The sequence below is a fragment of the Tianweitania populi genome, assembly GCF_014652875.1.
Lineage (GTDB): Bacteria > Pseudomonadota > Alphaproteobacteria > Rhizobiales > Rhizobiaceae > Tianweitania > Tianweitania populi.
The window spans coordinates 1,376,107-1,389,857 of record NZ_BMZQ01000001.1 but is presented as its reverse complement, the minus strand read 5'-3'; the positions used below and the strand labels follow the sequence as shown (position 1 = coordinate 1,389,857).

Below are 13,751 nucleotides of genomic sequence, written 5' to 3'. Positions count from 1 at the left end.
TTCAAGCCTTGCGGTTGCTGCCCGCACCCTGGGCGAGAACCGCGACGTGGTCCCATTCCTCCCAAAGCGCGATGCGCTTGGCATATTCCTGCTTGATCATTGGCAAACCGACATCGCCGAAGAACACGCGCAGCGGCGGTTCGGCCGCATCTACAACCTTGAGGATCGCCTCAGCCGTCGCTTCAGGATCGCCTGCCGCCGTGTTGCCACGACGCGCCTTGCTGTTTTCGCGCACGCTGTCATAGGCGGCAATCGACTCGGAGTGCTTGGCCGAGGGACCGCCCCAGTCCGTCGAGAAGCCCGACGGCTCGACCAGCGTTACATGGATGCCGAACCCTGCCACTTCCTGTGACAGCGTCTGGCTGAAGCCTTCCAGCGCCCACTTCGAGGCGTGGTAGAGGCCGACGTTCTGGAAGGCGTTGACGCCGCCGATCGAGGACACCTGGATGATGTGGCCCGCCTTCTGTTCGCGCATGATCGGCAGGGCTGCCTGCGTCACCCACAAGGCGCCGAACACATTGGTCTCGATCTGCGCACGCGCGTCTTCTTCCGACACTTCTTCAACCGCGCCAAACAGGCCGTAGCCCGCATTGTTGACGACGATGTCGAGCCGACCGAAGTTGGCTTGCGCCTCGGCGATGGTGGCGTTGACCTGCGCTTTGTCGGTCACGTCCAGTGTGAGCGCCAGGACGCTGTCGCCATACTGGTCGACCAGCGGCTGTAAGGTCGAAGCGTCGCGTGCCGTGGCGGCAACCTTGTCGCCGCGTGCGAGAGCGGCTTCCGCCCAGATGCGGCCGAAGCCCTTGGATGATCCCGTGATGAACCAGACTTTCGATGCCATGATGAAAGGCCTTTCTGAAAGTCGCGCCTGAAAAAAGGCGCGTGAGGAATGAATGATGTGAAAAGCGGTTTTTGGCCGCAGTCCGTAGATGCGACCTCAGCGCAGCGGTTCAAGGGGCAGGGTGCGAACCGGCGTCAATCGCTCTCATCGGCATCGAGCAGCCGCGTTGCGCGCCACGTCGTCAGCACCTCGTTGACATTATCCAGCACGAAGAAGCGCGCCGCGTCCCGATCGTAGCCCTCATCCATCAGGGCATCATACTCGGTGTGCTGATGGCGCACATGAGCAAGCGTGGTCAGCCACACGGCGATCGACGGCGGCAGATCGGCCATGCGCCGCTGACTTGCCTCAAAACGGATCGCCTCGATATCGGCATAAGGCGCGCCGGGCAGAAGCAGCGTCAGTGCCTTGGCGATCGCCTTGTGCCGGCCGGTGGCAAAGCGCACCATCAGCCCTCAAGATCCGGTCGGTCGCTCGACGCGAAGTAAGGCTTGATGTCGATCACCGGCGTGCCGTCCAGTACATCAAGCGCTTCCAGAACGAGCCGGCCCTCCGCCATATCAACCGAAACCAGCCGTGCCACATGCAGCCCGATCGGGTTGGGCCGAACCGGCGAGCGCAAGGCGAAGGTGCCACGCGGTTCTTCGGCATGGCGCGGCTGCTGCACGATCAGATCGCGCGCGCTGCGATGCAGCCAGGTTAGGATGATGACGTGGCTATGAGCCTCAAGCCCGAGCAACCCCTCCCGATAATCCTCATCGACCAGCACCTGTGCCTGCACGTTGCGCTCTCGGGCTTGTCCCATGTTTTTCGGGCAATCTCCGCGTTGCGTCCACGCTGTCTCCGCCTTGCCGATGAACACCAGATGCGCATCGGGCGCACGCGTGCCGGGATCGAACGGCAAAGCGCGTTCGCCCGCGCGGATCGTCGTCAGCACGGCGGTGTCAGGATCGTCAGTCATTTTCTGCCTTCACTGCGACATAGCCATTGCAACTCACCATGACATGACATAAACATATCTTTATGTCTCTTACTCATTCGGGAGATCGTTGATGTCAGACAAGCTCGAACTGCTGACCCTTGTAGATACGTTGAAGGCAGCGGCCGAATCCAGCCGTTTGCGGATTCTGTTTCTGCTGGCGTCCGGCGATCTCACCGTCAGCGATCTGACCGCGATCCTCAACCAGTCGCAGCCGCGCGTGTCCCGCCATCTCAAGCTCCTGCAGGAAGCGGGCCTTGTCGATCGCTACCAGGAGGGCTCCTGGGCCTTCTTCCGGCTGGCGGAATCCGATGGTGCGCGCGAACTGATCCTCGGCCTGCTCGCCCGCATCGCCGATGACGATCCGCTGGTGGAGCGCGACATCGAGCGCCTATTCGGCGTGCGCCAGAAGCGGCAGGAAAAAGCGACGCATTATTTCCGGTCCAACGCATCGAGCTGGGATGAAATCCGCTCTTTGCATGTGCCGGACAAGGCCGTTGAGGCCGCTCTGCTCGATCTCGTCGGCACGCGGCCCTTCCAGTCGATGGTCGATCTCGGCACCGGCACCGGCCGTCTGCTCGAACTGTTCGCGCCGCTGTATCGCCGTGCCGTTGGCATCGATATGTCGCGCGAAATGCTCGCCGTCGCCCGCGCCAATCTGGAACGCGCTGGCATCACCAATGCACAGGTGCGCCAGGGCGACGTTTATGCCCCGCCGGTGGACCGCGACGCTTTCGACCTCGTGACCGTCCATCAGGTGCTGCATTATCTTGATGATCCCGCTTCCGTTGTGAAGGAAGCCGCCAAGCTGCTCCGTCCGTCCGGCCGTCTCGTCATCGTCGACTTCGCGCCGCACAGCCATGAGTTCCTGCGCGAAGAGCACGCCCACGCCCGTCTCGGCTTTGCTGATCGGCAGATCGAGGACTGGCTGACCGAAGCCGGCCTTGAACTGGAAGACACGCTCACCTTTGCACCCGACAACGGCAATCAGGGCCTCACGGTCAAGCTCTGGCTCGGTCGCGACCGCCGCCTGCTGATCGCCGACACCGCCGCCGCACAGTCAGCACGTCACCCCCAAGCAAGCGAGACGGTTTGATGAACCAGCCCAGCTTTTCCCGCCGTCCGGATATCGGTGAGCGCGTCCGCGTTTCCTTCGAGTTCTTCCCGCCGAAGACGGCCGAGATGGAGACCCGCCTTTGGGATACGGTGAAGCGGCTTGAGCCCCTGCAGCCGCATTTCGTATCCGTGACCTATGGCGCCGGTGGCTCGACCCGCGAGCGCACGCTGCGGATCGTCCGGCGCATCATCGCCGAAACCGGTCTGGCACCAGCGGCGCATCTCACCTGCGTGGATGCATCGCGCGCCGAAGTCGATGAGGTCATCGCCAGTTTCCTTCAGGCTGGTGTTACACGCTTCGTGGCGTTGCGCGGCGATCCGAGCGCCGGCGTCGGCGCGACCTATGAACCGCATCCCGGCGGCTACACCAACGGTGCGGAACTCACCGCCGCTCTCCAGCGTCAGGGTGCAACCGACATCTCCGTGTCCGCCTATCCGGAAAAGCATCCGGAAAGCCCGGACTTCGCGACCGATATCGATATGCTGAAGCGCAAGGTCGATGCGGGCGCGACGCGTGCCATCACGCAGTTCTTCTTCGAAAACGACGATTACGAGCGCTATGTTGAGCGGGCGCGCCGGGCTGGCATCTATATCCCGATCGTGCCAGGCATCCTGCCGATCGAGAATTTTCGCCAGGTCGCGAACTTCGCCGGCCGCACAGGTGCGACGATCCCTGCCTGGGTTGCGCAGCGCTTCGAGGGGCTGGAAGAGGATCGGCAAACGCATGCGCTGGTCTCGGCTGCCGTTGCCGCCGAGCAGGTGCTGGATCTTGTCGAACGTGGCGTGGAAGACTTCCACTTCTACACAATGAACCGCGCCGAACTCTCCTTCGCCATCTGCCATCTGATCGGCGTTCGTCCCGTCGAAGCAGCGGCGGTTCAGCCGGCGGCAGCAGCTGCCTAAGCCGGCTAGTCGGCAAAACAGGGTCGACGCTTCTCCCCAGCGCTTTATGTTCACCCGAACGAAAGCCCGGAATGAAGCAAGGACGACCCTGATCTGATGCAGCGTTTCAACACCGCACGGGATGCCGCTATGAAGCTGCGTCCCGACGATCCCATCTACTGCTTCCATCCCGAAGTCCTGAAGGCAGACACCAGGCGGTTCATGGGGTTCTTCCCCGGCAAGACCGCTTATGCTGTAAAGACCAACGGCGAAGAACTGGTGTTGAAGACGCTGGCGGAAGCAGGCGTCCAGACTTTCGATGTCGCGTCACCGGCCGAGTTCAAGGCGGTCCGGAACGTCGCACCGGATGCTGAGATGCTCTACATGCATCCGATCAAGGCGCAGTCCGACATCCGCCTCGCGCTGGAAACCTACGGCATCCGCGTCACGGTGGTCGATCATGAAGACGAGATAACCAAGCTGACCCGCGTGGTCCGCGCGCTCGACATTGACCCTGGCCAGATGACCGTGTTCGTGCGGCTACAGACCAAGGGCCATGCGGCCTATGAATTGTCGAAGAAGTTCGGGGCAGGGCCGGCTCATGCGGTGGAACTGCTGCAGCGTCTGTCGCGCACCGGCTACAAGGTCGGTCTGTGCTTCCATGTCGGTAGCCAGATCGAAGACCCGGACACCTATGAGCGCGCGCTGGCTTCCGCCGACTGGGTCCGCAACCGCGCCGGGGTGCCGATTGTCGAGCTTGATGTCGGCGGCGGCTTTCCCGCCGAATACGGTCACGATCCCAACCGCAAGACGCCGAACCTGCCATCGCTCGACGAGCTGATGGCGCAGCTGCGCGGCGACATCACCGAATGGGGTTTTGGCGACATGCCGCTGGTGGCCGAACCCGGCCGCGTCATCGTCGCCCGCGCTTTCTCCCTGATCGTGCGCGTCCTCCTGCGCAAGGGTCGCCGGCTCTACATCAATGACGGTATCTGGGCGTCGCTGTCGGACAGCTGGACCGGCAAGATCACGCTGCCCGCCCGCTTCATCCCCGATCCGGCCATCCGTCAGCGCAATGGCGATGAAACCAAGATCGTGCCCTTCAAGGTCTGCGGCGCGACCTGCGATTCCGTCGACATCCTGTCGCGGCCCTTCTGGCTGCCGGAAACCGTCGACACCGGCGACTGGATCGAAATCGGCCACATCGGCGCCTATTCCCTGTCGCTGCGCACCCGCTTCAACGGCTTCTACCCCGACACCTTCGTGCAGGTCGACACCCCCTTCCACGAAGGAGACGCCCCTCAAGGGTTCGCGAGCCTGGAGACGATGGCGGACTGAGCCTCAGTCCGCGTTCCGGCGCTTCAAGGCCGAGACCGCTCGGGAGCCGTAAACCTCGCGGCGATGCGCGAGGTAGATCACGAGCACAGTCTGACCGTCCTGCTCACGAAGAGACGTGACGAGGCGGTAGTCACCGACGCGGAGCTTCCAGTATCCAGCCAGCTCAGCGCGATAGGGGATGAGCTTCGTTCTGACATCGTCCATCGCTTCGAGCGACGTCAGCACGCGCTGGATGCGCGTCTGGACTGCGCGGTCTAGTTCCGCAAACTGCTCGAAGGCACGTGGGTGCCATTGAACGACGGCCATTCAGTGATCGAGCCGCAGCCTGCGCATGACCTCGACATTGGAGATCGGCTCGAAGCTTTCTTCTGCAAGACCTTTGACGACCGGCGCATCGTCGATTTCTTCGATCCGGTCGAGCAGCGCCTCGCGCACTAGCTGCGATGCGCTGACAGATGACGATGACAGCACCTTGTTGAGAAGCGCTTCTGTCGCGTCGTCGAGATCGATGGTGATGCTGGCCATGCCGATGCTCCCTAGAACAACAGTTTAGCACGGCCGCTAAAACTAAGGAAAGCGCCGGCCGCTTCCCTCAGCTCGTGTGCTTGGCGACCCAGGCGCGCCATTCGTTTTGCGTGCCGTTGAAGACGTTGATGTCGGCGTCACCCTTGATGCCCGGCACCTTGCCCGTGCCCGTATATTGCCAGAACAGGAAGTCCTTGGTGCCGTAGCGGATATGCGGATGCGCCGATACCGAGCGCAGCCACCAGTCATAGCCGGTGAACAGGTCGAGGCGGTTGTCTTCGTAGAAGTCGATCGACGTGTAGATGATCGGCTTCTTGCCGTAATGCTTGGTGAGGCGCTCGAGGAAGATCTTCATTTCCGCGCGCACGACAGATGCCGGCGGCCGCTTCTTGCAAGTCGGCGACATGTGGTTCCATTCCATGTCGAGCACTGGCGGCAGGGAGTTCTTCTCCTTTGGCACGTTGCGGATATACCAGTCGGCCTGGTCCTGCGCCGTGCGGCAGAAGTAATAGAAATGATAGGCCGCGCGCGGAATGCCTGAGGCTTTGGCCTCCTGCCAGTGCGTGGCGAACATGTCGTCGACGCGGTCGCCGCCCTCGGTGGCCTTGATGAAGGCGAAGGACACGCCGCTTTCGCGCGCGATGCCCCAGTCAACCGAACCCTGATATTTCGAGACGTCCGTGCCGTGGATGGCGTAGGAGGTCGGCGCCAGTGCCTTGTCCCACGGATGCGGCTTGCGGTCGTTGAAACGGGGATAGGCAAGCCCGGTCTGGAACGAGGTCGTGGTGGTGCGTGTTGCCGTCGGCTTCACATCCGCGAAATCGTAGCTCGTGGTCGAGCAGGCCGCGACCGAACCCAACATGGCGAGACCAAGGAGGCTGCGCAGGATCGAAAGTTTCAAAGCCACACCAGCTTCCCTTGTTGAACTCAGGCCATCAATGCCGCGAGATGGTAACCAAAGTCTTGCCCGTTTGCACCTTCGTTGCACGGGAAAGCTGCTTCTATCTTGCAGCACGGTCTCCGATAGCTGATTTTTCCGTGATCATGGCGCAGAGCGTCACAGCAACCTTTTCCGCAGTGCGATCAACTTTATTTGTGATTTGCTAATATAAGGAAGGTTAAGAAGCGGCGGGGTCAGCATCGCCATCGGAATGACAGCATGAATACCACCTATGCCGGCCTTGCCGAGGGTGATCGGGTCTCGCTCGCGGTTGCCGAGATGAGCCGCGTGCGCGTATGGCGGGCCGAGGCGGATGGCACCCTGCGCAATGGTTTCGGCTGGAAGACAGCCGATGGGAAAGTCGCAACCGCCGACGACTGGGCTTCGTCCATCCACCCGCAGGACCTGGAAACGATCACCGGGATCTGGTTCGACGCCTTCCGCAAGGGTTCGCCCTTCGAGCTTCTATTTCGCGGCCAGCAGGCTGACAAGACCTATCATTGGTACAAGTCAAACGGCCTCCCGCTGCGGGGTGCGAACGGGGACATCGAGGAATGGATCGGGGTCGTCCAGGACATCCAGGATGATCTCGACGCGGCCGACACCGCCCGCGTCAGCGAGGAACGTCTCCGTTTGGCGCTGGAAAGCGGCAATTACGGCGTTTGGGATCACGACCTGCAAACCGGCGAACTCTGGGGCGCCAATGCGGTTGCCCGGTTCATCGATCTGCCAAGCCCGATCGCCAATCTGGAAGACCTGCTGGAGATCGTTCATCCGGACGACCGGCACCTCATCCTGAGCCGGGTTTCCGCTCAAGGTGCGAGTGAAAACCCACACTTCCGCAATGAATTCAGGATCATCGATCCGAAGACGCAAAGTATTCGCTGGATCGAAGCCATCGGAACGCTCATCGCGAATGGCGATAATCCGCCCACCCGCAGCCTCGGCCTCATCCGCGAGATTACGGGCGAAAAGATCCAGCGCCAGCGTCTGGAATATGAAGCGCGGCACGATCCGCTCACCGGCCTGCCGAACTGGCGATCCGTGGCGGCTGAACTGCTGGCGCTTTCCATGGCGAAGCGCTCGGCTGCCCTGATCCTGGTGTGGATCGAAGGTCTTCGCGAAGCCAGCGAGCTTTATGCGCGCAACACCGGCTGGAGCCTGCTGCGCGAAGTGGCGGATCGCTTTCGCAGCGTGTTGCCGAACGGTGAAATGATCGCGCGCACCTCGACGGAACTGGCCGTCGTCGTGCCGGATGCCTCCAGCCAAACGATCGGAGCCGTTGCCGAGCGTCTTCAGGACATGTTGGAACTGCCCTTCGAGGTCGGCGAAGCGCAGGTCGCGCTCAGCGCCCATATGGGCATCGCCCTTTTGCCGGATGATGGCATGATCGGTTCCGAACTGCTTCTTTCGGCGGATCTGGCACTTGCAAAGGCGAAATCCGGCATGGTGGGTACGACGTGCCTGTTCACGCCCGCTTTGCGCAATGATGCGCGCCAGGAACATGCGCTCAGCGCGGAATTGCGCCAGGCCGTGCGCGGCGGTGAGTTCGAGCTGTTTTATCAGCCGCAGGTGCGCATGGATGATCATCGCATCATCGGGCTGGAAGCGCTTTTACGGTGGCACCACCCGCAAAAGGGCATGTTGGCTCCAGCCGCGTTCCTGCCCGTGCTGAAGAAGAGCCCGATGGCCAATCATCTCGGCAAGTGGGTGATCGAGCAGGCTGCGAGAGACATTGCTGCTCTCAATCGCACCAGAAGCGTCAGCGAGAAGATCCGCGTCGCCGTCAACCTTTTCTCGCGCCAGTTCGCCACGGGCGATGTTGCCGGCCAGATCGCCGATGCGTTGGCGAGCCACGAGGTCGCGCCGGATCTATTCGAGATCGAAGTCACCGAACGCGTTATCCTGAGAAACGACGACGGCACGATCCGCTCCACGCTGACCAGGCTGCGCGATCTTGGCTGCCCCGTGGCGTTCGATGATTTCGGCACCGGCTATGCCTCGCTCAGCATGCTCAAGAAGTTCCCAATCACGCGACTGAAAATCGATCGCGAATTCGTGGAGAACCTGGAGCGCTCGCCCGAGGACGGCGCGATCGTGGATGCGGTTCTGTTTCTTGGCCGCACCTTCGGCTTGTCGATCACGGCGGAAGGCATCGAGTGCAAGACGCAAGCTGCCATCCTTCAGGAGCGGGGCTGCGAGGAAGGGCAGGGCTATCTTTTCGGCCGCCCCATGCCGTTGAACGAGGTGAGAACGCTGCTCGGCGCGCATTGAGCTTAGTTAAGACGCAGTCTTCCGAGATCCCCTACATTCATCATCAGCTGTTTCCCCGGCGCTTACCAACGCATGGAAGGTTTGCGCTGCGCGGGCCCTCCCGATCTTCCGGTCGGGAGTTGTTTCCGTTAGAGGTCAAGCATGGATTCGGTCTGGTCTCGTCTCGGCGCCGCTTTGTTGAGCCTTCCGGCACGCGGTGCGTCCGGCATCGGTTCGCTGCTTGAGGCGATCCGCACCATGTTTGTGGGCGATCCCGCGCTGAGACGCCAGGTCGGCTTTTCCGTCGCGATGATCGCATTGTCCGCCAAGATGGCGCGCGCCGATGGCGTGGTGACGCAGGACGAGGTCCGCGCCTTTCACAGGATCTTCGAGATCCCGCCCGACGAGATGCGCAACGTGCAGCGCCTTTACAATCTGGCGCAGGCTGATACGGCCGGCTTCGAGACCTATGCCTATCAGTTGGCCAATCTGTGCGGCAGCGGCGACGACAATTGCCTGCTTCTGCAGGATATCTTAGACGGCCTATTCTATATCGCAGAAGCCGACGGCATCGTGCATGAGCGCGAAGTGGCGTTTCTCCGCCGCGTTTCGGAAATCTTCCGCATCGATGCATTGCATTTCGAGCGGCTGCTCGCGCGCCACGCCCGTCCGATGGGGGCTGATCCCTATGCCGTGCTCGACCTTCCGATCAACACGGAGTTCGGCGCCGTGCGCAAGCGCTACCGCACGCTAGTTGCCGAGAACCATCCCGATCGCCTGATCGCGCGCGGCATGCCGGCCGACTTCATCGCCATCGCCACGAACCGGCTCGCTGCCATCAACAGCGCCTATGAAATGATCGAAAGAAGCCAGGTTCCGGCGTGAGCGCGTTCCCGCCCGACTTTGCACGGGCAATGGTGCGGCCATCGCCGAATTTCGGACTGCGCCGCGATTGCGAGCGGCCGAGCCTCATTATTCTTCATTACACCGGCATGATCACGGGGCAGGCGGCCGAGGACTGGCTGTGCACGCCTGAAAGCGAGGTGTCTTCGCATTACCTCGTTCATGAAGATGGTTCTGTCGTGCAGATGGTGCGCGAAGCGGGCCGTGCCTGGCACGCCGGGCGCAGCATTTGGGGCGGAAATGCGGACATAAATTCGCATTCCGTGGGCATTGAGATCGTCAATCCCGGTCATTTTCTCTGCTACACGCCGTATCCGGATGATCAGATCGCTGCCGTGATCGACCTGTGCCGCGACATTGCGACACGTCACGGGATGCTTCCCGAAGGCATCCTGGCGCATTCCGATGTGGCTCCTGGACGCAAGATCGATCCGGGTGAACTCTTCCCCTGGGCCGTGCTTTACGAAGCCGGGATCGGCCACTTTGTGCGGCCTGAACCGGTCGGCGATGACCTCCCGTTCGGCCTCGGTGCAACGTCGCCTGCCGTGGCTGAAACCCAGCAAATGCTAGCCGACTACGGTTATGGCATCCAGGTCAGCGGCGTGCTGGATGAGGCGTCGCGCATCGTTGTGGAAGCCTTCCAGCGGCACTTCCGACCGGAACGTGTTGATGGCCTGATCGACCGCTCGACCCGTCTCACTCTCAGCCGATTGCTTAGAAACCTACCTATACCACCGTTGGCCTGAGCGATCACGCAATATTACATAAAAGCGATCAACGTTACTTTCTGCACCATTTTTGATGCAACTTTTCCCGGCATCTCACAACTCATCCGACGCCGGGCTGGGTTCTGACCCCCTCGGCCAGTGCAGCGTAGACCGGCAGCGTCCGGCAGTCAGATCAGTACAGGGTTCAATGACAAGCAGGACCGTTTTTGCGGTGGCCGTGGCCGCCGGTGTGTCGACTTTTGCCTTCTCTTACTCCGCTCAAGCCGAAGGTGGACGCGCCTTCAATCCTAGAAACGTCGATACGATGACAACAGGCTCGATCGGCAAGGAAGCCAAGGGGAAGGATGTTGCCGAAACGGTTACCACGACGACCTCTTCCAAGGGCTATGCCAACGCACACCGTCCCGCACTCACGGCTGTGGAACGCTCCAGCCAGAAGAAGTTCTCCGCATTGCCAGGCGTGAAGCCCCTGTCCCTAGAAGATGGCGACGTGCCGGTTGCCGAAAAGGCGGTGGTGAACGGGCGCAAATATTCCACGATCGTGTCACGCTACGCTTCGGCCTATGGCGTGCCCGCCAACCTGGCTCATGCCGTGATCAGCGTTGAAAGCAATTACAACGAGGCCGCTCGTGGCAGCGCCGGTGAAATCGGCCTCATGCAGATCAAGCCGGCAACGGCGCGCATGCTCGGCTACACCGGCAGCGCCAAGGGGCTCTACGATCCCGACACCAACATCAAGTGGGGTATGAAATATCTCGCCATGGCCCATGATCTGGGCGGCGGCACCACCTGCGGCACGATCCTGAAATACAATGCCGGCCATGCCGCAACCCGCATGAATCCGATCTCGGCAGCTTACTGCGCCAAGGTGAAGCGCAAGCTCGGCAGCGCCTGAGTTCACGGGGAAGGCTTGCTTTTCGCTGGCGGTCAGCCTTTAAGGCACTGCCAGCCGGCCGGGCGGCCGCAGCCGCAAGCACCGAAAGGTCGCGGCTGAGGAAAGTCCGGGCTCCGGGAAACACGGTTCCGGCTAACGGCCGGCGGGGGCGACCCCAGGGAAAGTGCCACAGAAAGCAAACCACCTCGGCACCGGCCGCAAGGCCGTTCCTGCCGGGGTAAGGGTGAAAGGGTGGGGTAAGAGCCCACCGCGAGCCTGGCAACAGGATCGGCACGGTAAACCCAACCGGGAGCAAGACCGAATAGGGATGGCGCGAAGGGCAACCTTCGGGGCGGTTTCCAGCCTTGTCATCCGGGTAGGTTGCGTGAGGCGCATGGCAACATGTGTCCAAGAAGAATGGCCGCCACGTTTCTGCCTTTGCGGGCAGGGGCCATACAAAACCCGGCTTATAGGCCGGCTGGCACTTCCATCTCCCTCATCCTCAAAGCCGCGCATCCTCCGCTGGGGGATGCTCCCGCGCGCCGTTCTTTCATCGAAGCAGCCGCCGCCTTTTCTGCTGATCGCAACACTTTGTTAGCCTTAACGGCGGATAAACGGGGTCCGCCTGCTTCAACGGAGACGCGCGTCCAGACTCAGCCTCGCACCAGCCACAAAGCCCCGTTCCCATTGACGCCCATAGGGCCCCATGGTATCCCAAATGCAGTTTCGTTTGTTGTCCCAGTATCCTCAGGAAGCGAAGGCGATCCGGTTGCCGCACAGGCCGCTGGAGGGTCGAGCCGCGTCTGAAATGTGGTCTAAAACAAGCGGTTGCGGGAAGGTTGGCTGCAGCGTCGACGCAATGACGGGCAGCCTCAGGAGAATGGTTTCGGCGCGGCATGCAGCGGTTTCTGTCCAGCGCGGTAAACAAGATCGACGCGAAAAATCGCGTGTCGGTGCCCGCGCATTTCCGACAGATCATCCAAAGCCGCGGTTACGCGGAACTCTACGCGCTGCGCTCGCTGGATACGCCGGCGCTGGATGTCGGTGGGCCGGACCTGCTCGACCAGTTCGAAGCGCGTATCGCGCAGGAAGATCCGCTGCTGCAAACGGCGGACGATCTTTCCTTCTTTTATCATGGGGACGGCGCCTTCCTGCGCTTCGACAGCGAGGGGCGCATCAGCGTGACGGATTTCATGCGCGACCATACCGGCATCACGACGGACGTGGCCTTTGTGGGTCGTGGCAACTGGTTCCAGATCTGGGAACCGGCACAGCTGGCAAGCCATGCCGCCACCGTTCGCGCCCGGCTTCTGGCGCGCAAGCGCCGCGCGGACGTATCTGGCAATCAGGATGCTTCTGCATGAGCGCGGATCACGGTTCCCTCGAGGCCGACCACATCAGACACGTTCCGGTTCTGCTTCAGGAAGTTCTGGCAGCGCTCCAACCCGCGGCCGGCAAGACCTTCATCGACGGCACTTTCGGCGCGGGCGGTTATACGACGGCGCTGCTGAATGCCGGCGCTGATGTCATCGCTATCGACCGCGACCCTGACGCCATTGCGGCTGGCCAAGCGCTGGTCGAGCGCGCGAACGGCCGTCTTCGTCTCGTGCAGGACGTCTTCTCCAACCTCGACGCCCATGCCAGCGGCTCCGTAGATGGCGTGGTGCTGGATGTCGGCGTATCCTCCATGCAGCTCGATCAGGCAGAGCGCGGCTTTTCCTTCCGCGGTGATGGTCCGCTCGATATGCGTATGGCGCAGACCGGCAACACGGCTGCCGATGTCGTCAACACATACAAGACCACCGATCTCATCCGCATCTTCGGCATTCTCGGCGAAGAAAAGCAGGCAAGCCGCATTGCGCGCATGATCGAACAGCGCCGCGCCGTGCAGCCGTTCGAGCGCACGCGTGATCTCGCAAATGCCATCGAAACGCTGGTGGTCCGCAATCCCAAGGTGAAGATCCATCCGGCGACCCGTGTATTCCAGGGCCTGCGCATCTTCGTCAACGACGAGCTCGGCGAACTCGCCAAGGCGCTGTTTGCAGCCGAGCGCGTGTTGAAGCCGGGCGGCGTGCTGGCCGTGGTCAGCTTCCATTCCCTGGAAGACCGCATCGTCAAGCGCTTCCTGGCCGACCGCTCCACGCAATCCGGCGGCTCGCGCCATTTGCCGGCCGTTGGTTTGCAGACGCTGACCTTCGAGCGCCCGGCACCGGCCGTTGCGCCGTCGGAAACGGAAGAAGACACCAATCCGCGTGCGCGTTCGGCGCGGCTGCGCAGCGCGCGCCGCAGCGATGCCGCTCCACGCGATGCCGATTTCTCATTGTTCGGCCTGCCCAGGCTGCCCGACATTCAGGTCGAGAGGGACCGCTGAC

15 protein-coding genes and 1 other RNA gene are annotated in these 13,751 nt (G+C 62.0%); 10 read left to right on the top strand and 6 right to left on the bottom strand.

The features are described from left to right. Position 1: 1 nt before the first annotated feature. From IE166_RS06890 to tsaA, 3 genes are all read right to left on the bottom strand, one after another. Positions 2-841 carry an SDR family oxidoreductase gene (locus tag IE166_RS06890; protein ID WP_189502716.1) on the bottom strand — a complete coding sequence of 280 codons (840 nt, stop codon included), beginning with the start codon at positions 839-841 and terminating at the stop codon, positions 2-4. A gap of 134 nt (positions 842-975) precedes the next feature. Then, complete coding sequence (locus IE166_RS06885; protein ID WP_385964789.1) at positions 976-1,290, bottom strand: DUF2293 domain-containing protein; 315 nt, start codon at positions 1,288-1,290, stop codon at positions 976-978. After that, positions 1,290-1,802: a tRNA (N6-threonylcarbamoyladenosine(37)-N6)-methyltransferase TrmO gene (gene tsaA / locus IE166_RS06880; protein WP_189502715.1), complete on the bottom strand. Its 513-nt coding sequence runs from the start codon at positions 1,800-1,802 to the stop codon at positions 1,290-1,292. The genes IE166_RS06885 and tsaA overlap by 1 nt, the downstream gene beginning before the upstream one ends. Positions 1,803-1,893: 91 nt before the next feature. On the opposite strand from tsaA, the gene IE166_RS06875 reads away from it, so the two are divergent. From IE166_RS06875 to IE166_RS06865, 3 genes are all read left to right on the top strand, one after another. Next, entirely contained in the window at positions 1,894-2,916 is a 1,023-nt protein-coding gene (locus IE166_RS06875) for an ArsR/SmtB family transcription factor (RefSeq protein ID WP_189502714.1), read from the top strand. Next, the gene (gene metF, locus IE166_RS06870) at positions 2,916-3,839 is read left to right on the top strand and encodes a methylenetetrahydrofolate reductase [NAD(P)H] (protein ID WP_189502713.1); all 924 of its coding nucleotides are present in this window, start codon (positions 2,916-2,918) and stop codon (positions 3,837-3,839) included. Before IE166_RS06875 ends, metF begins: the two co-directional genes overlap by 1 nt. 96 nt (positions 3,840-3,935) lie before the next feature. Further along, positions 3,936-5,156: an alanine racemase gene (locus IE166_RS06865; RefSeq protein WP_189502712.1), complete on the top strand. Its 1,221-nt coding sequence runs from the start codon at positions 3,936-3,938 to the stop codon at positions 5,154-5,156. A gap of 3 nt (positions 5,157-5,159) precedes the next feature. Here the strand turns inward: IE166_RS06865 and IE166_RS06860 are convergent, their stop codons facing one another. The 3 genes from IE166_RS06860 to IE166_RS06850 form a co-directional block, all read right to left on the bottom strand. Then, complete coding sequence (locus IE166_RS06860) at positions 5,160-5,462, bottom strand: type II toxin-antitoxin system RelE family toxin (protein ID WP_189502711.1); 303 nt, start codon at positions 5,460-5,462, stop codon at positions 5,160-5,162. Beyond that, on the bottom strand, positions 5,463-5,681 hold the full coding sequence (locus tag IE166_RS06855; protein ID WP_189502710.1) for a DUF6290 family protein: 219 nt from the start codon (positions 5,679-5,681) through the stop codon (positions 5,463-5,465). A 67-nt stretch (positions 5,682-5,748) separates the two neighbouring features. After that, on the bottom strand, positions 5,749-6,567 hold the full coding sequence (locus IE166_RS06850; RefSeq protein WP_244641412.1) for a glycoside hydrolase family 25 protein: 819 nt from the start codon (positions 6,565-6,567) through the stop codon (positions 5,749-5,751). Between the two features lie 273 nt (positions 6,568-6,840). Here IE166_RS06850 and IE166_RS06845 point away from each other — a divergent pair, with 273 nt between their 5' ends. From IE166_RS06845 to rsmH, 7 genes are all read left to right on the top strand, one after another. Beyond that, positions 6,841-8,895 carry a putative bifunctional diguanylate cyclase/phosphodiesterase gene (locus tag IE166_RS06845; RefSeq protein WP_189502709.1) on the top strand — a complete coding sequence of 685 codons (2,055 nt, stop codon included), beginning with the start codon at positions 6,841-6,843 and terminating at the stop codon, positions 8,893-8,895. A 141-nt stretch (positions 8,896-9,036) separates the two neighbouring features. After that, positions 9,037-9,759 carry a J domain-containing protein gene (locus IE166_RS06840; protein WP_189502708.1) on the top strand — a complete coding sequence of 241 codons (723 nt, stop codon included), beginning with the start codon at positions 9,037-9,039 and terminating at the stop codon, positions 9,757-9,759. After that, positions 9,756-10,523 carry an N-acetylmuramoyl-L-alanine amidase gene (locus IE166_RS06835; RefSeq protein WP_189502707.1) on the top strand — a complete coding sequence of 256 codons (768 nt, stop codon included), beginning with the start codon at positions 9,756-9,758 and terminating at the stop codon, positions 10,521-10,523. The genes IE166_RS06840 and IE166_RS06835 overlap by 4 nt, the downstream gene beginning before the upstream one ends. A gap of 169 nt (positions 10,524-10,692) precedes the next feature. After that, positions 10,693-11,400 carry a lytic transglycosylase domain-containing protein gene (locus IE166_RS06830; RefSeq protein WP_189502706.1) on the top strand — a complete coding sequence of 236 codons (708 nt, stop codon included), beginning with the start codon at positions 10,693-10,695 and terminating at the stop codon, positions 11,398-11,400. Between the two features lie 50 nt (positions 11,401-11,450). Further along, positions 11,451-11,865, top strand: an RNA gene (rnpB, locus tag IE166_RS06825) — RNase P RNA component class A. A gap of 410 nt (positions 11,866-12,275) precedes the next feature. Then, positions 12,276-12,743: a division/cell wall cluster transcriptional repressor MraZ gene (gene mraZ / locus IE166_RS20625; RefSeq protein WP_244641347.1), complete on the top strand. Its 468-nt coding sequence runs from the start codon at positions 12,276-12,278 to the stop codon at positions 12,741-12,743. Then, positions 12,740-13,750 (top strand): 16S rRNA (cytosine(1402)-N(4))-methyltransferase RsmH, encoded by a 1,011-nt coding sequence (gene rsmH / locus IE166_RS06820; protein WP_244641346.1) that lies wholly within the window; start codon positions 12,740-12,742, stop codon positions 13,748-13,750. The genes mraZ and rsmH overlap by 4 nt, the downstream gene beginning before the upstream one ends. The last annotated feature ends 1 nt before the right edge of the window (position 13,751 follow it).